Raw genomic sequence first — 21,771 nt, 5'->3', positions numbered from 1 at the left:
CCGCTCATGCATGCTGCAACTCCGCCGATGTCATCTTCCGCCCTGCTGCTCGAAAGCATCCTGCGCGACGTCCCCCGTCGTTATCGCTTGCCGCAAGATGTTGCGGCATCAGGAATGCAGCTTCGACAATCCAGTCCGGCCACCGCGCTGGCGCTTGTCATTGAACAAGTACGGGAAGCCACGGCGCACGGCGCAACACCCGACCCGGCGCTCAAGCCGCTCTTTATCGATGCGCTCGCCGCCATGATCGCCGACGCCGTACGCGCCGATTCCGGGGACCGCGCATTCCAGGCGATGGTTCTGCGGCACCGCGCTGCCCAGGTGCGCGAGTTTGCGTCGCTTTCAGCGCAGGCCGACCAGGACCGGCGGCAGATCCACGCCGCAGTGAATGCGATCGCGCATCCGGCCAGGCAGCAGCGTGCCCCGCAAGCCTGGCAGCGCGAAGCACTCGAACAGCTGCATTCGTCCGCGTCTCGCGCGCACCACGAGTCGCACTACGCAGGGCTTCACAATACGTTGCGAACCCTTCTCAGCGTGCCGGATCTTGCGGCAAAGGACGCGGATATCGAGCGCGCACTGGCTGATCTGCTGGACAGTCCGGCACTCGCGCGCTTGTGTCGGCTCGAAACCCTGGCGTCCGAACCACTCGTACAGCAGTACACATCATTGCTGGACGCGTATGGTCCACGGCCGGGTACGCCGGCGGCCGTGGCGCAAGGCCGGGCGTCGCAACGGCGCGGCGCTGCTGTCGAAGCAATGGCCGTACAGGCGCTCGAAGCCCTGGCTCAAACGCTGAACGCAGCGCAGGAAAACCTGCAGGCGTACCGCGTCGTGAGTTCGATGCGCGTTCCGGCAGCGATACCGGGCAAGCACGAGCGCGCAAAAACGGAATGGGACGTGGTCCTCCTGGAGCGGCAGCACGCGAAGTCCCTCGATACCGCGCCGGTCTGGAACGTGCGCCTGCTCGTCGAAGCGAAGGCATCCGTCGAGTCCGCAACGACCGACCTCCAGCGGCTCATGCGCGGTTTGCGACTGCTAGCGCACGCCGAAGAAAACGTCGTGTATACGTTCGAGACGCAGCAGGGCCCTGTCCAATTGAATGGCGCATCGTTACGCGCACAAGGCACCGAAGAGTCTGGCTTGATGAAAGCCGTTCTCTACTGTTGCGATTCGGCTGCCGAAAGCGCCCCGCGAATGCTCAATGCCGCGAGCCGCATGCAGCTTCTATCCGCGCAGGCGAGCCTCGAATTCGCCAGTGCCCAGTGGGACGGGCAACGTGCAGATCCGGAAAAGCTGAATGCCGTCTGGGAGCAACTCACGCAATCGCCACGCTGGCATGCCGTGCTTCACCAATACGCGACGCTGCGCCTCGTGCGTGAATTGATGGTGCATCCCGACGATCTGATGGCGACGATTCGCAACGCAACGGGACGCTCCCGGTGCACGGCAAACGAACAGACTCGTTGAGCGCAGTGTGACAGCGGCAGCGGATATTTCGACGCAACAGCAGAAACAGTCGAATTGGCGCACTTGTCGATATGAACAACTAAGCAAATCATAATTCGTTGGTTTGCCTGAAATCGTTGCAGATCGACAATCATCGAGCATCGTCAATTCACTCACCTACCCTGCTCGTTGCCGAGTCTGAACTCATGAAGGCGTTCCCCTCGAATATCCATCGGCACTCCGCCGGAACCCTCCTGCTTGCCGCGTGCGCTGCCGCCGCCCTGATGCTCCAAAGCGGCTGCAAGCCGCATGAAGATCAGGCGCAGAGCGCGGCCGCATCGACAAGACAAGCGTCGGCGCAGCAGGAAATCACGTATTTCAAGTATCCCGACAATCCCGCGTTCGACCTGGTCTATCTCGCCGACAAGCTGGGCTACTTCGACAACACGAGCACGCGCCCCAAATATGTCGGCAAGATTTCCGCGCCGCAGATCATTCCGCTCGTGGGCACCGGCGATATCGATTTCGGCACGCGCATGGTGCCGCTTGTCATCTCCGCGATTGCCAGCGGCGCAGATATCAAGGTCATTTCCGCAGGCGGCGAAACGCTGCCCGACGCGCCGCACATGAAGTATTTCGTGCGCAAGGATTCGGGAATTCTCGGGCCGAAGGACTTTGAAGGTAAAACGGTGGCGTTCAACAGCTTCGGCGCGTGCGCGGAATTCGTCACCAAAAAGTATCTGGCGCAGCACGGCGTGAATGTCTCGAAGGTCAACTGGCTCGTCGTGCCCGACAATCAGTCCGAGCAGGCGCTCGTCACGAAGAACGTGGACGTCGCGATCATTCACCCGCCCTTTTCCGGCTCGGCCGAAGCCGACCCGCAACTGCGCAAGCTGTGGAGCGACTGGGACGAAGATCACGGTCTCGGCGGCATGGCACCCTATAGCGTGAACGGCGCGTTCGCGCGCGCCCACCCGCAGGCGGTACGCGACTTCGTCACGGCCATCGCGAAGGCGGGCAACTGGGTCAATGCGCATCCCGACGAAGCGCGCAAGCTCACGGCCGAGCGGCTTGGCATCGACGTTCGGCTCGTGGAGCGCTATGCCTACGTGAAGGATCTCGTGGTCACGGAGCCGCCCATCCAGTACTACATCGACATCCTCGAACAGGCCGGCAAGATTCCGAAGGGCAAGGTCAACGTCAAGGATGTCTACACGAACGACTTCAACCCGTTTGCGAAGCACGAGGCCCAGGCCAGCGTGACGGCATCGCCGAACGGAACACGCTCGTGAGCACGTCAACTGCGCCACGCGAAAAGATCGTCGCGCGCGATCTCTCGCTCACTTATACCAACGCGCAAACGGAAACGCGCCACACGGTGCTCAAGCGTTTCGATCTCGCCGTGCGCGAAGGCGAGTTCCTTTCACTGCTGGGCCCAAGCGGCTGCGGCAAGTCGACGTTCCTGAACGTGCTCGCCGGGCTCACGCTGCCAACCTCGGGCGATATTCGCGTGGACGGCGATCCCGTGAGCGCCGTGCGGCAAAAACTCGGCTTCGTGTTTCAGGGCTATGCGCTCTTTCCGTGGCGCACCGTGCGCAGGAACGTGGAGGCGGGGCTCGAAATTCGCGGCATGAAGCGCGCCGAACGACGCAGCGAGGCAGAGCGCTTTCTGCGCCTCGTGGGCCTGCTGGAGTTCGCCGATCACTATCCGCATCAGCTTTCCGGCGGCATGCGGCAGCGCGTGGCCATCGCGCGTGCGCTCGCGTATGGCCCCGAGATCTTGCTGATGGACGAACCGTTCGGCGCGCTCGACGCGCAGACGCGCGAATTGCTTCAGCAGGAATTGCTGGCGATCTGGGAGCAAAGCGCGACGACCGTCGTGTTCGTCACGCACAGCATCGACGAGGCGATCTTTCTCTCCGATCGCATCGCCATACTCGGCCGTGGCCCCGGCCGCGTGAAAGAGATCGTCGACGTCGATCTGCCGCGCCCGCGCGACGCCGCGCTGCGTCACTCAGCGGCGTTCATCGCGTTGCGGCAGCGCGCGTGGGAAAGCCTCAGCACGGAACTCGACGCGCGGCGTACAGCAGAACCCGAAGCGCACGCATTGACTGGAGCCCATCATGTCTGATTCGATGTCCGACCCAGGCACGGTCCGCGAATCGCCCGTTCATCTGCCTCGCGGCGCGCGGCGCGTGCGCGTTCGCGCGTCCCTCGCGCGTGTTTGCGTGGGTGTCGAGCGCTCCATTGCGCTCGTCGCCTTCCTGTTGTTGTGGGAACTGCTGCCCCGGCTCGGCGTCGTCAACGCGGCCTATTTGAGCCCGCCTTCGCAGGTCGCTCTCGCCATCGCGCGGCTCTTCGACAACGGTGACGCGTGGACGCATATCGGCGCGAGCGCCGTGCGCTCCATGAGCGGCTTGTTGCTCGCCGTGGCCGGCGGCATGGTGTGCGGCTTCCTGCTGGGATGGTTCCGGCGCGTCGAGCGCATTGTCGACCCGGTCTTTCAACTGCTGCGGCAGGTGTCGGCCTTCGCGCTCTTTCCCGTGTTCATGCTGTTTCTCGGCATTGGCGAATCGTCGAAGATCGCCATTGTCGTGTGGGCCGCGTTCTGGCCGGTCTTGCTCAATACCATTGCGGGCGTGAAGCAGGTCGAGCGCGTGCTGATCGACTGCGCGCGCTCGATGGGCGCTTCGCAGCGCTTCATCGCGACGAAGGTGGTGCTGCCCGCAGCGCTGCCACAGATCCTCACGGGCGTGCGCCTCGCGGGCGCTTACAGCATTACCGCGCTGGTGGCGGCAGAGATGATCGGCGCGCGTTCGGGGCTCGGCTTCTATACGCTCAATTCGCAAGAGACGTTTCAGATTCCCGACATGTACGCGGGCATCGTCCTGCTCGCTATCTTCGGACTGCTGATCAATCAGAGCCTGTCGATATTGGAGCGGCAACTGCTGCGCTGGCGCGTCGGACTCGCGCAGAATGACTAGGAACGCCCAGCTCGCCGCCTCACCAGTTCCGCGGCGCTTGCGCCGGCCGGCCACCGCGCTGGCGGCCGCGCTCACATGTTTCGCGCTGCTCGCGTGGGCGCTCAAGAGCGACTTTCCGCGCGACCTTCTCGATAACGAGCGCCCTTTCGCCGCTGCGGCAGCGCGCGGCGAGCTGATCGTAGCGGTGCCGCCACGCCCCGCGCCTGCGCTTTACGTCGGCAAGGTCGACCGCACGGTACGTGCGCCCGATCCGTTCGCGGCTGCGCTCGCTTCCGACCTCGCTCGCCGCGCCGGGCTGCCGGTGCAGTTCCTGCTGGCCGAACCGGCCGCCGCACGCGCCGCCCTGCAGTCGGGGAAGGCCGATGCGGCCATCGCCGGCCTGAGCTTCTCGCCCGATGCGCGGGTCGCGTTCGCACCGGCTTCGTACACGAGCGGCCGTGGCATGGCGCTCGTTCTGAACCACGGCAACGTGCGCGCATGGCGCGACCTGCGCGGCCGCGCGATTTGCGCGTCGCAAGGCAACCCGTTTGCCGGGCGCGCGGCGCGCGAGTTCCACGCCAGTGTGCACAGTTTCGACCGGCCGCTCGATGCCCTGCTGGCGTTCCAGGCGGGCGAATGCGCCGCACTGGTCGACGACGAGTTCGTCATCGAAGCGCTGCTCAAGCAGGCGGACTGGTCCTACTATCGCCCGCTGCCCGGCACGATCGCTGCGCAGGCGGCGTTCATCGCGACGCGCGCGGGCGATGCGGCGAGCGCCGTCTTTGTCGGCAACACGGTGACGCAATGGCAGCGTAGCCGGTGGCTCGCGACCGCGCGCAAGGATCAGGCGATCAGCCTTGCGTTCGACATGTTCAACGCGGAAAACGATTTGTATTGCCACTAGCCGGGCCGCTTCAACTCAGCCAGGCGAACCTGATAGCTTTTCAGCAGACACGCTTTGTCACGGCACGCATTGCGCGAATCTCGAAGCCATGTCCGTTGCTCCGCTCTTAGCCGGGCTTTGTTATTCGACACCACTAGCTTTTGGTTAAAGACTTCGGCCATGGTTTTATCGATGCGGGCAAGCTCGGCATCTCCGCAAATAAGCTGTGCCTGAGCAGATATGAGTTCGCTGCAATCGAAGCTATGCGTCAGCGCCGCCTTCGTTGCGGGTTGCGTTTCCAGCAAACCCGGCCTGCAAAGCCCTTGAAGCAAGGTGCACGCGATACTGCGCCCGACCCACGCCATGTCCGTCGCGCCGTATTGCTCGACGAAGCGATTGATGCCGGCGTGGCTCACGCCCCGTTGCATGGCGTTCGCGGCGATGATTTCGTTGCAGAGCGAATCCGCGGCGTACGTGCTCCCGGCACGTCGATAACAACTGTGAAAGCCGAGTTGTCCCGTACCCATGACACTTCTACGCTCGCCTGAGGCGAACAGAATCGAGGCGCATGCGGACGCGCATTTCGCCCCATCCGGAACGGCCGTATACACCCTGACCTGATCCATTGCATCCACAACCCTGAAAGCCGCTTCGACATTTCCGCCCGGGCTATCCAGGACCAGGGGAACGAGTCCTTCGCCATCACGGTCGGCAAGTTTGGCGGCCGCCCGAAATTTTTGGGCGTCGCCGCTCTGAATTCTTCCCTTCCCGACGATCACTTTCAGTTTGAGATCGGGTTGGTAGTAGATCTTGAACTCCATTGCCCGCGATACGGCGGGGAGCATGAGCAGCGCAGCAAATAGCCACACGCGCGCGAGGCTTTGCAGGGTCGTTGAAGCCCGGGCGCTACGCATTCACGCCTCCGTGCGGCGCACGCCTGTGGAGCGAAACTGGAATTGAGCGCGCCCTAGAACCCGCGCCTCAGGTTCCGGTCGCGCATCGGATCAGGCGTCTTTTGCGTGAGCCGCAAGATGCCCTGATCGTCGAAGTAGAAGTGGAACATCATATAGTCGATGTTGTTCTCGATGTAGCGGTAGGACCAGACTTCCCGCTGCATGCGCGAAAAGTAGGCAGTCTCCGCGGGCCGGCCGAAATTGATCAGCACATCGTCACGTGTCCACTCGTTGACTCTCGCGCGATAGAACTCGCTCTCCTGCATGACCTGGCGCACGCTCACAATCTTGCCGCTCGCGTCGATGTCGGCAACGGTGTTCGTCGACCCCATCGGCTGGGTCGGCCACATGAGCCGTTTGCCGCCGTCCGGCAGGTTATAGGTTTCGCGCGGCGGCCCAAGACGCGCGATCAACACGGACGGGTCAGCGCCTGGCTGAACGCTTTGCCACGGCTGGGCGCAGCCAGCCACGAGCGCCACCGCGGCGGCAAGCCACGCGCGCTTCACGATGTTGGACAGCGTCCGCATTCACGCCCCCCTGAGCAGCGAATCTGGCGAGCAACACGTGCTGATCATGCCGGGCGTGGCGGATGCGGACAATCGGACCATGGTCCTACCGGCAAGCCATCTGTGGTGGCGGCGCAGAAGCGCTGCCCACGCGTTTCCCGTTGAAAACGAAGCGTCGGAGTGTATGCTTTGGACTGATGTTCGGGCTCCAGAATATCGGAGGCGCGGCCGCACGCGCGCGTCCAGTCTGTGATTCGTTCCCTAACGTTTCATACGCCGGGGTGCGGAATGATCAAGCGCATCACGCTGATTGCGGCTTCGGTCGCCCTTGGGTGCGTCGCCACCCTCGGCCCCGTTTTCACGAGTCTTTACGTCGCGAACAAGGACGTCCAGCGGCGCGACCGTGCCGAGCTGAGTGAGTTCGCCGAGAAGGCGGTCATGCGCACGGACCTCGTCACGTACCAGGCCCTCGCCGCCCTTTCGGACCTCGACCGGGAACCGGGCGCGCCTTGTTCGCCGTCCAACCTCGAACAGGCCGCGCGCGTCATCTACAACTACCGGTATGTCCAGGATGCCGGCACCTACGCCGACGGGCACTATCTCTGCTCTCCGCTGCTTGGCGACGTGCGCAGCAAGGATCTCACGCTGCCGCCGCCCGACTATCGCAGCAACGACGGCTACCTGGTGTGGTTCGAGCAGAAGAGCCCGCTAAGCGACGTCCGCAAGGACATTCAGATTGGCCGCAATGGCCACTACGTCTCCATCGACCCGGGCTCGTACGTCGATCTCATCGATCCGGCGAGACGCCCCATCGCCGTGGTCCTGATTTCGACGGGGCGGCTGCTCGCCGTCTCGACCGGCGCGGATCCGGACGACATGCTCGATGCGTGGAAGCATGGCGGTAACGTAAAGAGCGATGACTGGAATTACGCAGTCGCTCGCTCGTCTACGCGCTCGCTTGGCATCGTGGTGAAGTCACCGCGCAGCAGCGTCGCGGGCGACTGGCCCAAGCTGCTCGCCTCGTGGCTGACCATCGGCGTGTTCGCGGGCGCCGCGCTGGGCTGGCTCGCCTACAAGCGCGTTTCGCGGCAACTCTCGTTTCCCGCAACGCTGAACTGGGCCATTTCCCGGCGCAGGATCGACGTGGTTTTCCAGCCCATCGTGAGTCTCGCAGACAACCAGTGTGCCGGCGTCGAAGCGCTGGTGCGATGGACGCTGAACGGGCACGCCGTTTCGCCCGAGGTTTTCGTGCGCGTGGCCGAAGACAACCACCTCATTCAGCCGTTGACCGATCTCGTCCTCGAAAAGACCATCGCGCAACTCGGCAAATTGCTCACCGCCAATCCCTCGTTTTATGTTTCGATCAACGTGAGCAGTGAGGATCTGCAGAGCTTGCGCTTTCTGAACCTTCTTACCGCGTCGCTCAATGGCACAGGCATCGCGCCCGCGCAAATCCGTATCGAGGCGACGGAGCGCAGCTTCATGAATGCGGAAGCCACGCGCAGTGTCATTGCGGCATTCCGGGCCGCCGGTCATCCCATCTATATCGACGATTTCGGCACCGGCTACTCGAGTCTCTCGTATTTGCAGACCTTCGAGATCGACGTCCTGAAGATCGACAAGTCGTTTGTCGATACGATTGTCCAGGATACCGCATCGAGCATCGTCGCGCCGCACATCATTTCGATGGCCCATGAACTGGGCCTGCAAATCGTCGCCGAGGGTGTGGAGTCGGGAGCGCAGGTGACGTGGCTGCGTAATAAAGGCGTGCAGTATGGCCAGGGCTGGTACTTCGCGAAGGCGATGTCCGCCAGCGATCTCGCGAAATGGCTTGGCAAGCATCGCGCGCCGCGCGAGGCGAACAGCATGCCGGCGATTTAAGCCACGCGCTCACGCATCGACCTCCTCTTCGATTCACTTCAGTTGACATCTCAACTATATTGATGTATGCATCCTTCGCGGCTGCGAGAGAATTTTATTCTCGATGCCAGGGGATACACCGGCGCATTTTTGGAAAAAAATTCTCTCTGCGCCCTCGTAGGATTCTCAAACACCAACTCCCACGCATATCACGCACGGCTATGCTGGGTTAACGCCGAATCCAACGCGCATCTCACCATGACGAATTCTGGCAATTCATGGAATGCGCCCACATTCGTCTAATAGTTGACCAATCACATACAGTTGAACGAACACCACAACCCCATGGAGGAGACGACGATGTTCAAACGCTCGGTCAGCCCGTTTTTGCGCAGCGCGGTCATTGCGGCTGCATTCAGCTTCGTGGGCGCGGCCGCCCACGCTCAGGACCTGCTCGACACGGTCAAAACGAACGGTGTGCTGCGCGTCGGTCTGGAGGGAACCTATCCGCCGTTCGACTACCGCAACGCGGCCGGGGAACTCGAAGGCTTCGATGTGGATGTCGCCAAAGCGCTCGCAACCAGACTGGGCGTCAAGCCGGAATTTGTCCCCACGGAGTGGAGCGGCATTCTCGCCGGCCTGCAAGCCGGCAAGTTCGACGTCATCGTCAACCAGGTCACCATCACTCCGCAGCGCCAGCAGGCACTCGATTTCAGCCAGCCCTACACCTTCTCGGCAGCACAGTTGATTCAGCGGGCCAACGACAAACGCGATTTCAACTCGCTCAAGGAATTCGGCGGCGACAAGAAGATCGGCGTGACACTCGGCACGAACTACGACCAGATGGCTCGCGCCGTTTCGGGGATCAATGTGCAGACCTATCCAGGCGCCCCCGAGAAGCTGCGCGACCTCGCGGCAGGCCGGATCGACGCGACGCTCGACGACCGCCTCATGCTGCCGTACATCATCAAGACCTCGAGCCTTCCCTTGCGGGCCGGTTCGGTCCTCAAGGGCGGCGAGCAGGAAATGGGCATTCCGTTCAAGAAAGGCAATCCCGAGTTCGAGAAGGCGGTCAACGGCGCCCTGAGTGCGATGAAGCAGGACGGCACGCTGAAAAAGATCTCTATGCACTGGTTCGGCACGGATGTCACGCAACCCGTTTCGCAGTAGTCTGCAATAAGCGGCAGTCACCCTGTCTCCTCATCACCTGTCGAGCCGCCCGGGTTCCGGCCCGGGCGGCACACCCGCACGGCACTTCATCGCATGACACCCATCGACCTCGTCATTCAAGCGCTGCCCGTTCTTCTCATGGGAGCCATCGTTACCCTGAAGTTCGCGCTCGCCTCTTCGGTCCTCGGCTTGCTGGTCGGAATCGTCGTGGCGATCATGGGCATCAGCGGCCAGCCGCTCATCGCAGGCGTCGCCCGCGGCTATGTCAGCCTCATGCGAGGTACGCCGCTGCTGGTGCAAATTTTTGTCGTGTACTACGGCCTGCCGGATCTCGGCATCTCGCTCGATCCGACCAGCGCCGGCATTCTCGCCTTGACGGCCAATGCCGGGGCCTATCTCTCCGAAAGCATGCGTGGTGCGATTCTCGGCATCAGCCAGGGCCAATGGGGCGCGGCGCATAGTCTCGGCCTCAACCATCTGCAGACGCTGCGGTACGTCATCTGCCCGCAGGCCTTGAGGATCGCCGTGCCGAGCCTTGGCAATACCTTGATCAGCCTGATCAAGGATACCTCGCTCGTCTCCGTGATCACCGTGACCGAGATGCTTCGCGCCGCGCAGGAAGTCATCGCTTCCACGTTCCAGCCGTTGCCGCTGTATTTGAGCGCGGCGGCAATCTACTGGCTGCTGAGTACCGCGATGTCGTGGGTCCAGCGGCATGTCGAACGGCGGCTCGCCCTGGCGCACGTGCGTTGAGCAAGCAGGTCAGGCGCGCATCACAAGGAATCTCGATGATTACACTGAAAGACGTGTCGAAGTGGTATGGGCCGTTCCAGGTTCTGAGCGGCTGCTCGACCGAAGTGAGCAAGGGTGAGGTCGTCGTCGTGTGCGGCCCATCCGGATCCGGCAAATCGACCTTGATCAAGACCGTGAACGGCCTGGAGCCGTTCCAGCAAGGCGAGATCATCGTCGGCGGCGAGTCGGTTGGCGACCAGCGCACGAATCTCCCAAAGCTGCGCGCGAGGGTTGGCATGGTGTTCCAGCATTTCGAGCTGTTTCCCCATCTGTCGATCACGCAAAACCTGACGCTCGCGCAGACCAAGGTGCTCAAGCGCGGCAAGGACGAGGCGACGCAAAAGGGACTGAAGCTGCTCGACCGTGTGGGCCTGCGCGCGCATGCCGACAAGTTTCCGGGTCAATTGTCGGGCGGACAGCAGCAGCGCGTGGCGATTGCACGGGCGCTTTCGATGGACCCCATCGCCATGCTGTTCGACGAGCCCACCTCGGCACTGGACCCCGAGATGATCAACGAGGTGCTCGACGTGATGATCGAACTCGCCCAGGAAGGCATGACGATGATGTGCGTGACGCACGAAATGGGCTTCGCAAAGAAAGTCGCCCATCGGGTGCTGTTCATGGACAAGGGGTTCATCGTCGAGGATGCCGGCAAAGAGGCGTTTTTCGACAATCCGCAGTCGGAGCGCGCGAAGGACTTTCTCATGCGCGTGCTGCCTCATTGATCGCATTCTCGCGACGCCCTCCTCGCAGTCAGAAAACAGGACGCGCCGCCGGGGCCGGCCACGCAGTGTGCAATACTGGCGCAGCATTGGCGAGCGCGCACCGTAGTGGCGTCGCGCGCCTTCCGATACCCGCACCTGCATTTGCGCAAGCACGGCGTGGCTGCATATCCTGAACGGAGCCTTGATGACTCTCACTCCCCCTGCCCCCGCCCTCGTCGGCGACCGGCTTGCGACGGTCGGCACCCCTTCGCTCCTGATCGATCTCGACGCATTTGAAGCAAACTTGCGCGACACAGCGGCATTCGTCGCCGACCATGGCGTCGCCTTGCGGCCGCACGCCAAGGCTCACAAGAGCAGCGCCATCGCCCTTCAGCAAGTCGAAGCCGGCGCCGCGGGTATCTGCTGCCAGAAGCTGAGCGAAGCGTATCCGTTTGCCGCTGCCGGCGTGCGTGACATCCACGTCACCAATGAGTTTGTCGGCGAGGACAAGCTCTTGATGGCCACAGAACTCGCCTCGTACGTACAACTGAGCGTTTGTGTGGACGCCGTAGCGCAGGTGAACGCACTCGGCCAGGCGGCGACGTCGGCGGGAGTCACGATTGACGTGCTGCCCGAGATCGATGTCGGTCAGAACCGCTGCGGCGTCACATCGCACGATGCCCTGTTCGAACTCGTCGACGCCATCGCCATGCACGCGAGCCTGCGCTTCGCAGGACTGCAGGGCTACCACGGCGGGGCGCAGCATATTGCCGATTGGGTGGCGCGCAAGGAGACGGCCAGTCGCGCGGCAGAGCGCGCTGGCGCGTTCGTACGCGCGCTTCAGGCGCGTGGCGTGCGTTGCACGCGCGTGACCGGCGGCGGCACTGGCACGTTTGAATTCGACGTTGCCAGCGGCGTTTACACTGAGGTGCAGCCAGGCTCCTATGCGATCATGGACGGCGAATATGGCGGCATCGCCTGGCATGGCGCCGTACGGCCGCGCAACAGCCTGTTCGTGCTATCCACGATCATGAGCGCGACCCGCCCTGGCATGGTGGTCTGCGATGTTGGCCTGAAGGGGCTGGCCGTCGACGCCGGGCTTCCGCGGGCGGTGACATGGGCTGCGTCCGAAGGTCCGCCGCTCGCCTACATCGCGGCCAATGACGAGCATGGCAAACTGCAGATAATCGGCTCGCCGGATGCCGGTACTTCACACCTCCTCGGGCAGCGCATCCTCGTGACGCCGGGGCACTGCGACCCGACCGTGAATCTCTACGATCAGTACGTCTGCTTCAGGGGCGATCGCGTGGAAGCGATCTGGCCGATCGACGCGCGCGGTCTTTCCCGATGATGTTCCAATGCCGCAGGCACGGCTACGGCATCGGCTCTCACTTCACGCGCCCGCGAACCTGAATACCGAAACGGCCTGCTGCAACTGCGCCGCCTGATCGGCCATCGAGCTTGCAGCGGCGGCTGCTTGCTCGACGAGGGCCGCGTTTTGCTGCGTGACCTGGTCCATTTGCGCAACGGCGCGATTGACCTGCTCGATACCCGTGCTCTGCTCGCCCGAGGCAGCGACGATCTCGGCCATGATGTCCGTGACGCGCTGCACCGCCGCCGTCACTTCGACCATCGTCGAGCCTGCGCGCTGCGCCAACGTTGCGCCGTTTGCGACGCCCGCCGTCGACGCTTCGATCAGCTCCTTGATCTCCCGCGCCGAAGCCGCGCTGCGCTGCGCGAGTGCGCGCACCTCGCCCGCCACGACCGCGAAGCCACGCCCTTGCTCGCCGGCGCGCGCCGATTCGACGGCGGCGTTGAGCGCAAGAATGTTGGTCTGGAACGCGATTTTTTCAATCGTCGCGATGATATCGGTCATGCGCTTCGCGTCCTGCGCCACCGCGCCCATCGTCCGCGCCACTTCGCTCACCAGTTCGCTGCCGCGCGCCGCAACTTCCGAAGCACCGCGGGCGAGGCCGCCCACTTGTCGCGCGCTCCCGGCGTTCTGCCGCACAGTCGAGGTCAGTTGCTCCATGCTCGTCGCGGTTTCGCCGAGCGATGCCGCCTGCTCTTCGGTGCGTTGCGAGAGGTCCGTGTTGCCTTGCGAGATTTCGCGGGCAGCGAGAAGGATGGAGCCGCTTGATTCATGAATGTTGGCGACGATGCCCGAGAGCTGCTCACGCATCTTGAAGAGCGCATGTAGCAGGCTGCTCGAATCGCCGGCACGCATTTGTATGGATACCGAAAGATCGCCGGCCGCGATACGGCCTGCAATTTCCATGGCGCGAGCCGGCTCGCAGCCCAGCTGGCGTGAAAGCCGTTGCGCAATCAACCACGCTAGCAGCGCGCCGGTCACGACCGCCCCGAGCAGAATCGCCATGATGAGGGTGCGCATGTGCTGGAACTGCACCGTGGCTTCGGTCTGCGCGTTTTTCGCCTCGCGTTGCAGCGAATCGATCAGCGCGGCCACGCTGTCGCCCAACGCCACGCTCGCCGCAATCGCGCGGCGCACGAGTTCGGCGTTGTCCACGCCTGCGGGCACGGGCTCGAAACCGATCTGCTGATGCACGATCGCCTCCCATGCGGAGGTTTTCCTGAGCACGTCGTCATAGCGGGAGCGGTCGCCAGCCGACACGCCTGCACCAGCGTAGCGCTCCAGCGATTCATGCATGCGCTTGAGTTGCGCGACGATGTCTTCCTTCAAACGATTGCGTCCCGCTTCATCGGCGTAGCCCAGATTCGCGGCGTCGAGATCCGTGCTCAGCTTGCTGCGGGCCGCTTCCTCCAGCCAGAACTGGCCGCTCATGTGCCGGTTGCAGATTTCATCGGCGATATCGTGCATCGACGCCAGCGACGAAACGCCGGCAACACCGACGGCCACCGCAAATGTGATCACAACGGCGAACGCTGTCAGCAACTTGTTGAACACCGTCATGCGATCGAGCCACTTCATGGCTGTCCCCTTATTCGATTCCTTGTTATGTCGCTTACGGCGAGAGCATGTCTCGACGCGAGCGCGGCAAGCTTGACTCAATCACCCCCACCAAGGGTAGGCCGGGAACGGATATAGGGAGAATCAGCCAGCGCTTCTGGCGTCGTGAACGGACTTCTGCTAGCCAGCGGGCAGAGACAGATATTTCACCTGTGGGCCTCAGTTGCCAGCCTGCTGCGCGCCAGCCGGTATGAGCCTGAGCGTGTGCACGGCTGCGCCCGGCACGAACGGTGCCGCGACGCCATGCACCCATGTTTCATGTCCCGCAAGAAAATACGGCGACATGGGGTTGCCAGACTGCCCGCCCGGCATCTCGAAGATGCCGTCCTGCTCGCGCCCGGGCGACACCGCAAAACGCTCGGACGCGCCAAACACCGGCGTCTGCACGCGCGGCATATTAATGTCGCCCGGCAGCGGGTCATGCGGCGCGCTGAGCCAGTCGCGAACCCAAGGCAGCCACGCGGGGACCATGCGCGCGAACGGATGCGCAATTGCCGATCGGTTGCGCTCGCCCCAGCGCCAGTCTTCGAGCTTCGTGCCTGTTGTGCCCATAGGCACACGAGCGATCGTGTGGTCGATGCGCTCCAGCATGAACGCGCGCCAGTCCGCGAAACCGCCCGGTATCCAGGCGTGATGGTCGGCGAGTGTCTCCATTGTCGCTTCGTAACGCGAGTTCGCCGCGCGATAGCCAAGGTCCGGCGCAATCGCGGCCATCTGCTTGTCCAGTACACCGAACCATGTATCGTAGAGCGAGTCATAGAACGCGCGCACCAGCCGGTAGCCGACTGCATCCACATCGGCGCGCCCATCCCACGCTTGAACCAGGCGCTGGAATTCGGCGCGTTTGGGATGGCCGTCGAGTGCGCGCGCATCGAGCGCGTCCAGCGCGACGCGTCGCCAGTACGCGATCCAGAACGCGCGGTCGTCGGTCTGCACCGCGAGCAGGTCGCGCTCGCTCGCATGCGGCAGCGCGAGCAGGTCGTCGCGGATCTGCGTTGCGCGCGCGCCGAGATCCGTGCCGGCGTCGCCGATGCGCGCCACGTCCGCGAGCGGCAGGGTACGGTTGTTCGCGGTCCAGATGCGGCCACCCGGCGGATCGATGCGTACCGGATACGCGTCGGGCGGGAGGTACCCTTGCCAACCGGCATACGTTTCGGAGCGGTACGGCAGGCTCGCGAGCGCTGCCGCATCGCCGCCGGCATCCGCGAAGCGTGGCAGCGGCCCGGCGAGCGTCCAGCCAATATGGCCTTGCGCGTCGGCCACCATGAAGTTCTGCGTCGGCAAGCCGAAGGTCTGCGCGGCGCGCAACGCGTCGGTGACGTTCGTGGCGCCTTCGAGCCGCATGAAGTTCATGTTGGTCGCCTGGGGATCTTGCGCGACCCAGTGCACCGCATACGCGTGCTCTCCGGCAACGAGTTGCGGCCCCCAGCGCGTTTGCACGACCGGCAGATCGACGCTCGCGCCGCCGTTCACGTCCAGGCGCTCGTGGATCAGCCGCGCCTTCTCCCAGCCACCGCCCGGCACCCGGTAGCGCAATGGATCGGCCGGATCGCGTTGAAGTTCGACCAGATCGACGAAGCGCCCATAGCTGTTCGTAAAGCCCCACGCGATATGGCCATTGCTGCCGGCCACCACCGACGGCGTACCCGGCAAGCTGACGCCCGTGATACGCCGCTCGCCGCCATCGGGCGCGGGATAGACGAGCGAGATGCGGTACCAGACGTTCGGCAGCGACAGGCCGAGATGCATGTCACTTGCGAGCAGCGCGCCGCCGTGTGCGCTATGCGCGCCGTCGACCGCGAAACCGTTGCTGCCGACCATCGAATCGAGCGCGCTCTCGCCGCCCACGAAACCGGGCAGGCTGCCGGGAAGCGCTGTGGCGTCCGGTTCGACATCAGCGGCGGATTGCGTTGCCGGGAGCCATGATGGCGGCGCGGCGGGCAGCGCCGCCGGCGGCCGCGGCAATGCGCGCTGCCCGTCGAGCGGGGCGTCCCAGTGGCTCGTCTCGGGCAGCAGAAACGCAAGCAGATCGTCCGGGACGCGCTCGCGCAGCGCCGCGCGCGAGAGCACGCGCCTCACCTGGTCGTACTGAAGATCGAAGTACATCGCATAGACGGCGAGCACTGTGTCCTCGGGACGCCACGGCGCCGGTTGCGTGCGCAACAACCAGTATTCGAACGGCCGCGCGCGAAGCGAGCGCAGGCCGTCGTTGACGCCCGCCGTATAGCGTTCGATCAGTTGCCGCTGGTCGGCGGAGAGCGCGGCGAGCGCAATTTGTGCGTGCTCGCGAAAGCGCAAGGGCCGGTCGCGGCGGTCCAGCGGCAACGCCGCTGGTCCGATGAGCGCCGCCATCTCGCCAGCGGCGACCCGCCGCAGCAAATCCATCTGGAAGAAACGGTCTTGCGCGTGAAGGAAGCCGCTCGCATACGCGACGTCGCCACGCGTGCTGCCCTGTACCGTCGGCACGCCAAGCGCGTCGCGCCCGATCGTCACCGGTGCCGCGACCGGCGCGGCACGCGTGCCGTCCAGTTGCGGCAAGCTGCCGCGTAACGTCAGCCAGCCCGCGAGCACCACCGCAGCCGCGACGATGACGACGGCACACAACACAATGAGCGGCCACGCGCGGCGCCGCTTTGGCGGGGAAAGGCTCGAACGGGTCATGGCGGAGCATGCGGGTCGTTTTGTCTAGCGCTTCCTGGCGCTGCGACCGGATGGGCCGGACGCCGTACGACCATAGCATGATGCTGTGGCAACCTTCGGCAACTGCGCGCGCGAACAGCGCTGCACCTTTCGTTCGCATCATCGCCTCCCGTGCTTCGTGGGCGCGACACTCTGCCATCTGCCACCGTGTCGCGGAAGGACGACAATCTTGCCATTGCGTTGCGTCCGAAATCGCACAGGGGCGACATCATGGCAAAGAAGTTTCCGATTCACCCACAGCACCCCGAACGCCTGTGCTGGGGATGCGACCACTACTGCCCAGCCGACGACATGCGATGCGGCAACGGCCAGAGCCGCACGCAGCATCCGGCCGAACTGCTCGGCGACGACTGGCTCGAACAGGGCGACTGGGGCATCGAAGTCGACGCGTCCGGCAAAAGCGTCACGCCGTGACCGGAGAGATCAAATATGAATGCCGCCAGCCACCTCGATGCGCTGCGCGTTCACCCAGCCAAAGTCATCCGACAATAAACCCGCGATAACGGGCCCCACGTCAGTCGGCAACCCCGCGCGGCCGAGCGCGGTATGTTCCGCCACGGCTTTGTTGACCTCCGGATTGTCCCGCACGATGCCGCCGCTAAAGTCGGTCGCAATGGCGCCTGGCGCCACGACGTTGACCGCGATCCGGCGCGGCGCGAGTTCGAGCGCCATATAGCGAGTGAGCGCTTCGACGGCCGCCTTCATCGGGCCATAAATCGCGCGGCCCGGAAACGCGAAGCGCGCAAGGCCCGAGGAGATGTTCACAATCCGGCCGCCGTCATGAATGAGCGGCAGCAGCTTTTGGGTCAGCAGAAACGGGCCCTTGAAGTGCACTGCGAACTGCGCATCGAGTTCCGCTTCGGTGCCGGCCGCAAGCGTGGCTGTCGAAGAGGTACCGGCGTTGTTCACCAGATAATCGAAGCCCTCGGCGTTCAGCGTTTCGAGTGCTTCTCGCAGGCGCGCGACGAAGTCGTCGAACGCGCCCGAAGTCGCCATGTTCAATTGCAGGGCAATCGCCCGGCCGCCCGCTTCAGCGACCTGCGCACAGACCTTATCTGCCTCGGTTCGATTGGTGTTGTAAGTGAAAACCGTGTGGACGCCGCGGCTTGCCAGCCGCAGGACGGTGTCGCGGCCAATGCCGCGACTGCCTCCGGTGATCACCGCGATTTTCGGGCCCGGCTGACCGCCGTTGTTCGTTGCCATCTGGCACCTCTCGCTAGTTTGGATGGCCTCGATTCTCCGCCTGTCGCCGCCGCCGAGTGAATACCCGAACCTGCCCGATTCTTGCCTAATCCTGCTTCGCTGACTAAGATGGGCCGACGCGCACTTTCCATCGCGCGTTCCTGATCGACTCGCCATGACGAACGAACTGGCCGCCGCCCTGCTGCGCTATACGCAAACGCAGCCAGGCACGAGCCCATACAGCACCGCTGCCGACGGACTGCTCGTTCTGCGCTCCGACCACCCCGCACCGCCCACGTTTCGTTCGGCGCGCCCAGCTTTGTGCATCGTCGCTCAAGGCGCCAAATGGGCCAGTTTTGGTGGGGCGCAACTGGAATACCGGGCCGGTCAAGCGCTCGTGGTCGGCGTGGAAACGCCGTCGCGGGGCCGCGTGTTCGAAGCGAGCCCGGACAAACCTTGCCTGGTTCTGATTCTCGAATTGGACCTGGCCACGCTGCGCGCCGTAGCGAAAGAGATGTCGCCTACGCCCGTGCCGGCGGCAGACGCAAGCCGTGGCGTGTTCGTCGCAAACTTTGATGGCCCGCTTGCCGATTGCGCGCTGCGCGCCGTGCGCCTGCTGGATACGCCCGACGCGATCGGCATGCTGTACCCCATGCTCATGCGCGAGATATGCTACTGGCTGCTAAGGGGTCCGAATGGATCTGAAATCGCGCGGCTCGCGTCGACCGAAAGCCCTTCTCACAGTCTGCTGCGCGCGGTAGAAAATTTGCGGGAGCGGTTTGCCGAGCCCGTGCGGGTGGAAGACCTGGCGGCGCTCGCCCAGCTCAGCGCGTCGGCGTTCCATCGCCAGTTCAAGGCGCTGACGGGGCTGCCGCCCCTTCAATACCAGAAACAACTGCGGCTGCTGGAAGCCCGCAGGCTGCTGCTCTCATTGTCGATGAGCGTACAGGCCGCCGCATTCGAAGTGGGATACGAAAGCGCCTCGCAGTTCAGCCGGGAATACACGCGGATGTTTGGCGCTCCACCGAAAAAAGACTCGACCCAGGCGAAGGCAATGCGCGAGGCCGCATAGGTTGCACGCGGCGCGAAAGCGATGCGTCCGCTTTCGCGCCGTGCGCGCGTCATTGATTAAACGTCACTTGCCATACACGTCGAAGTCGAAGTACTTCTTCTCGATCTTCTTGTACGTGCCGTCCTTGATGATGCCGGCAATCGCGCCGTCGATCTTCGTCTTGAGCGCGGTGTCTTCCTTGCGCAGGCCGATGCCGGCGCCGTTGCCGAGCGTGGCCGGATCATCCAGGTCGCCGCCCGCGAAGCTGTAGCCCTGGCCGCGCGGCGTCTTCAGGAAGCCCACGTCCGCCTGCACGGCGTCTTGCAGCGCCGCGTCCACGCGGCCGGCCAGCAGATCCTGGTAGACCTGGTCCTGGTTCTGGTAAGGCACGACCTCGACGCCAGCCGTTGCCCAATGCGCCTTTGCGTAGGCCTCCTGAATCGTGCCCTGCTCCACACCCACGCGCTTACCCTTGAGCGATTCCGCGGTCGGCTTGATGCCCGAGCCGGTCTTGGCGACGAGGCGCGTCGGCGTGTTGAACAGTTTGTCCGAGAACGCGATCTGCTCTTTACGCGCGGGCGTCATCGACATCGACGAGAGCACGCCGTCGAACTTGCGCGCCTTGAGCGCCGGGATCATGCCGTCGAAGTCGTTTTCGATCCAGACGCATTGCGCATTCAGACGGTGGCAGATCTCGTTGCCGAGATCGATGTCGAAACCGACCAGTTTGCCGTCCGGTGCTTTCGATTCAAACGGCGGATAGCTCGCATCGACGCCAAAGCGAATGGTGTCCGCCGCATAGGCTCCGGCGCTGGCCGTCGCGGAGATCAAGGCAATTGACACGGCTGCAAACAACTTTTTCATGGGATCTCCCTCGGTTCTGGATAGACAGGGTGGTCAAGACATGGGCTCCGCCCGCATGGTTGCGGGACGTTCCCCAGCGGCGCGCGCCGCAAGCGCGGTCGACGCTGCGGGTTCACCTGCGCCGGGCAAGGTAGCAGTCCAGAATACTCGCGTCGAGTCGTCAAAAACAGGCGAAAACACCTATGGCGCGGGAGAACCCTGGGAGAGACTCAGGACGAGCCGGGCCAGAGCGCTGTCATGGCAGGGAAGACCCCTAAACTCGTGAAAGAGGAATGAAGGCGGTTTATCTGAACGTCCAGTTGCTCTTGCCTGCGCGAGCCGCGCGCCGCAAGCGCTTGACGCGGTACATCTCATGGTCCGCCTGGTCGAGCGCCTGCTGGGCGCCGACGAAGCGAACCGCGACGCATCCGGCTGTCGCCCCCTCGTAACGCAGACGCATGTTCGGCAAGGTGTATTCCCCCGCCGTCACTGCGGAAACATGGCTCGCGATGCTTTCGGCGAGGCTCGCCGCCTGTTCGTAATCGGCCGGCCCCGCTGCAACGAACGCAAACTCGTCGCCGCCAATGCGCGCAAGCAGACCTCGATCGGAAGTTGCTGCCAGCAGGCGCCCGGCGCACGCTTGCAGAAATTGGTCGCCCACCACGTGGCCGCGTTGATCGTTGAGTTCCTTGAAGCCGTCCAGGTCGATCATGCAGACCACGACATAGGACCCGTCCGACGCGGCGTGCGCCATCAAGCGGCCGAGTTCCTCATACAGCGCGCGACGGTTCGCCAGTTCCGTCATGTCGTCGATCAGTGCGCGTTCTGCGAGATGCTCGTTGGCGAGCGTGAGTTGTTCGATGAGCCGCTCGCGCTCGATATGCGCCGAGATCAGTTTTGCAAAGACGTTCAGCGCGCCGCGCGCCCGCGCGCTAACTTCGCGGCTCTCACGGCTAATGCCGCATAGCGTACCGATGACGGCGCCACCTTCCGCGCAGACCGGCGCGCTGGCATAGGTGCAGATCCCGAGTTCGGAGGCCGCGCGCGAATCGCCCCAAATATCCCTGACGTTGCTGACCACGCGCCGCCCGCTTTCCAGACTGCGCTTGCACAAGGTGTCGAACCACTGAACCTGCAGGCCCTCGATGATCTGCATGTTGCCGTCGTTGCGCGAATAGAGGACGGTCTGCACCTCGCGACTGAAGTCGACCGATGTCAGGTAGGTCGACTCAAGTCCGGTCAATATTCCAAGCATCTCGAGAAGCGGCCGCACGAGACCTTCCAGATTCTCGGCCGCGACAACCTTCTGGGAAAGGCGCTCAAGCAATTCATCCATATTGGCGATTCACCGTAAATCAATTGAAACCCTGTTTTGGCAACCGGTCCTTCCAGCCGGATTTTGTGCGAATTACAGTAGCAGGTTTTTTATGACGAATCCACGCCGCTTTATCCCTGATTACGGGCGAGCGCATTGGCGCATTAGAGGCGCGGCACTGGACGAACGATGGGGCGAACTCCGCGGCGAACTGCGCGAAGCCTCCATACGCGGCGGCGCGAGCGGGCCGCACGCATGCCCGCACAGTCGCGCAATCGGGACAAAACGCTTTCCGGCTCGATGGCCGGCGCATCGAAAGCGCTGCATGAGAGGTCGATCAGCGCGGGCGAATCGGGGTTTTGCCCGGCGGGAACGAACACACGGGCGAGTTCGAAAAGAATGCGCTTGAACATG

General features: G+C 63.7%; 19 protein-coding genes. 12 read left to right on the top strand and 7 right to left on the bottom strand.

Annotation, left to right across the window (positions count from 1 at the left end):
• Window positions 1-27: 27 nt before the first annotated feature.
• The 5 genes from L0U83_RS30365 (at window position 28) to L0U83_RS30345 (ending at window position 5,313) form a co-directional block, all read left to right on the top strand.
• Window positions 28-1,467 (top strand): 3-deoxy-D-arabino-heptulosonate 7-phosphate synthase, encoded by a 1,440-nt coding sequence (locus L0U83_RS30365; RefSeq protein WP_233887814.1) that lies wholly within the window; start codon window positions 28-30, stop codon window positions 1,465-1,467.
• Window positions 1,468-1,652: 185 nt separating this feature from the next.
• Entirely contained in the window at window positions 1,653-2,738 is a 1,086-nt protein-coding gene (locus L0U83_RS30360) for an ABC transporter substrate-binding protein (RefSeq protein WP_233887813.1), read from the top strand.
• Window positions 2,735-3,577, top strand: a complete 843-nt coding sequence (locus tag L0U83_RS30355) for an ABC transporter ATP-binding protein (protein ID WP_373321134.1) — start codon at window positions 2,735-2,737, stop codon at window positions 3,575-3,577. Before L0U83_RS30360 ends, L0U83_RS30355 begins: the two co-directional genes overlap by 4 nt.
• Window positions 3,570-4,430 carry an ABC transporter permease gene (locus L0U83_RS30350; protein WP_233887812.1) on the top strand — a complete coding sequence of 287 codons (861 nt, stop codon included), beginning with the start codon at window positions 3,570-3,572 and terminating at the stop codon, window positions 4,428-4,430. The genes L0U83_RS30355 and L0U83_RS30350 overlap by 8 nt, the downstream gene beginning before the upstream one ends.
• Window positions 4,423-5,313 (top strand): type 2 periplasmic-binding domain-containing protein, encoded by an 891-nt coding sequence (locus L0U83_RS30345; RefSeq protein ID WP_233887811.1) that lies wholly within the window; start codon window positions 4,423-4,425, stop codon window positions 5,311-5,313. The genes L0U83_RS30350 and L0U83_RS30345 overlap by 8 nt, the downstream gene beginning before the upstream one ends.
• Here L0U83_RS30345 and L0U83_RS30340 read toward each other — a convergent pair.
• Both L0U83_RS30340 and L0U83_RS30335 read right to left on the bottom strand, forming a co-directional pair.
• Window positions 5,310-6,206 (bottom strand): ATP-dependent Clp protease proteolytic subunit, encoded by an 897-nt coding sequence (locus L0U83_RS30340; protein ID WP_233887810.1) that lies wholly within the window; start codon window positions 6,204-6,206, stop codon window positions 5,310-5,312. The genes L0U83_RS30345 and L0U83_RS30340 overlap by 4 nt on opposite strands.
• A gap of 53 nt (window positions 6,207-6,259) precedes the next feature.
• Entirely contained in the window at window positions 6,260-6,772 is a 513-nt protein-coding gene (locus tag L0U83_RS30335; RefSeq protein WP_233887809.1) for a hypothetical protein, read from the bottom strand.
• A 267-nt stretch (window positions 6,773-7,039) separates the two neighbouring features.
• Between L0U83_RS30335 and L0U83_RS30330 the strand changes: the two genes are divergently transcribed.
• The 5 genes from L0U83_RS30330 to L0U83_RS30310 all read left to right on the top strand — a co-directional run bounded on the left by L0U83_RS30330 (window position 7,040) and on the right by L0U83_RS30310 (window position 12,628).
• Window positions 7,040-8,632 (top strand): EAL domain-containing protein, encoded by a 1,593-nt coding sequence (locus tag L0U83_RS30330; protein ID WP_233887808.1) that lies wholly within the window; start codon window positions 7,040-7,042, stop codon window positions 8,630-8,632.
• A gap of 339 nt (window positions 8,633-8,971) precedes the next feature.
• Complete coding sequence (locus L0U83_RS30325) at window positions 8,972-9,781, top strand: transporter substrate-binding domain-containing protein (RefSeq protein WP_233887807.1); 810 nt, start codon at window positions 8,972-8,974, stop codon at window positions 9,779-9,781.
• Between the two features lie 93 nt (window positions 9,782-9,874).
• Window positions 9,875-10,534 (top strand): amino acid ABC transporter permease, encoded by a 660-nt coding sequence (locus L0U83_RS30320; protein ID WP_233887806.1) that lies wholly within the window; start codon window positions 9,875-9,877, stop codon window positions 10,532-10,534.
• 35 nt (window positions 10,535-10,569) lie between these two features.
• Window positions 10,570-11,298, top strand: coding sequence for an amino acid ABC transporter ATP-binding protein (locus L0U83_RS30315; RefSeq protein ID WP_233887805.1), 729 nt, complete (start codon window positions 10,570-10,572; stop codon window positions 11,296-11,298).
• A gap of 184 nt (window positions 11,299-11,482) precedes the next feature.
• On the top strand, window positions 11,483-12,628 hold the full coding sequence (locus tag L0U83_RS30310; protein WP_233887804.1) for a DSD1 family PLP-dependent enzyme: 1,146 nt from the start codon (window positions 11,483-11,485) through the stop codon (window positions 12,626-12,628).
• A gap of 42 nt (window positions 12,629-12,670) precedes the next feature.
• On the opposite strand, the gene L0U83_RS30305 is transcribed toward L0U83_RS30310, so the two are convergent.
• Complete coding sequence (locus L0U83_RS30305) at window positions 12,671-14,227, bottom strand: methyl-accepting chemotaxis protein (RefSeq protein WP_233887803.1); 1,557 nt, start codon at window positions 14,225-14,227, stop codon at window positions 12,671-12,673.
• A 198-nt stretch (window positions 14,228-14,425) separates the two neighbouring features.
• A complete protein-coding gene (locus L0U83_RS30300; RefSeq protein WP_233887802.1) occupies window positions 14,426-16,927 on the bottom strand; it encodes a penicillin acylase family protein in 2,502 nt (833 codons plus the stop codon).
• 249 nt (window positions 16,928-17,176) lie between these two features.
• Between L0U83_RS30300 and L0U83_RS30295 the strand changes: the two genes are divergently transcribed.
• Window positions 17,177-17,380, top strand: coding sequence for a DUF3079 domain-containing protein (locus L0U83_RS30295; RefSeq protein WP_233887801.1), 204 nt, complete (start codon window positions 17,177-17,179; stop codon window positions 17,378-17,380).
• A 9-nt stretch (window positions 17,381-17,389) separates the two neighbouring features.
• Here the strand turns inward: L0U83_RS30295 and L0U83_RS30290 are convergent, their stop codons facing one another.
• Window positions 17,390-18,169: an SDR family NAD(P)-dependent oxidoreductase gene (locus L0U83_RS30290; protein WP_233887800.1), complete on the bottom strand. Its 780-nt coding sequence runs from the start codon at window positions 18,167-18,169 to the stop codon at window positions 17,390-17,392.
• 154 nt (window positions 18,170-18,323) lie between these two features.
• Here L0U83_RS30290 and L0U83_RS30285 point away from each other — a divergent pair, with 154 nt between their 5' ends.
• Window positions 18,324-19,220 (top strand): AraC family transcriptional regulator, encoded by an 897-nt coding sequence (locus tag L0U83_RS30285; RefSeq protein WP_233887799.1) that lies wholly within the window; start codon window positions 18,324-18,326, stop codon window positions 19,218-19,220.
• A 63-nt stretch (window positions 19,221-19,283) separates the two neighbouring features.
• Here the strand turns inward: L0U83_RS30285 and L0U83_RS30280 are convergent, their stop codons facing one another.
• Together L0U83_RS30280 and L0U83_RS30275 are read right to left on the bottom strand one after the other, a co-directional pair.
• On the bottom strand, window positions 19,284-20,063 hold the full coding sequence (locus L0U83_RS30280; RefSeq protein WP_233887798.1) for an ABC transporter substrate-binding protein: 780 nt from the start codon (window positions 20,061-20,063) through the stop codon (window positions 19,284-19,286).
• A 283-nt stretch (window positions 20,064-20,346) separates the two neighbouring features.
• Window positions 20,347-21,378, bottom strand: a complete 1,032-nt coding sequence (locus tag L0U83_RS30275; RefSeq protein WP_233887797.1) for a GGDEF domain-containing protein — start codon at window positions 21,376-21,378, stop codon at window positions 20,347-20,349.
• Between the last annotated feature and the right edge of the window lie 393 nt (window positions 21,379-21,771).

Source organism: Paraburkholderia flagellata, from assembly GCF_021390645.1.
Classification (GTDB): Bacteria; Pseudomonadota; Gammaproteobacteria; order Burkholderiales; family Burkholderiaceae; genus Paraburkholderia; species Paraburkholderia flagellata.
The sequence above is the reverse complement of the archived record's forward strand: the minus strand, read 5'-3'. Positions and strand labels throughout refer to the sequence as shown.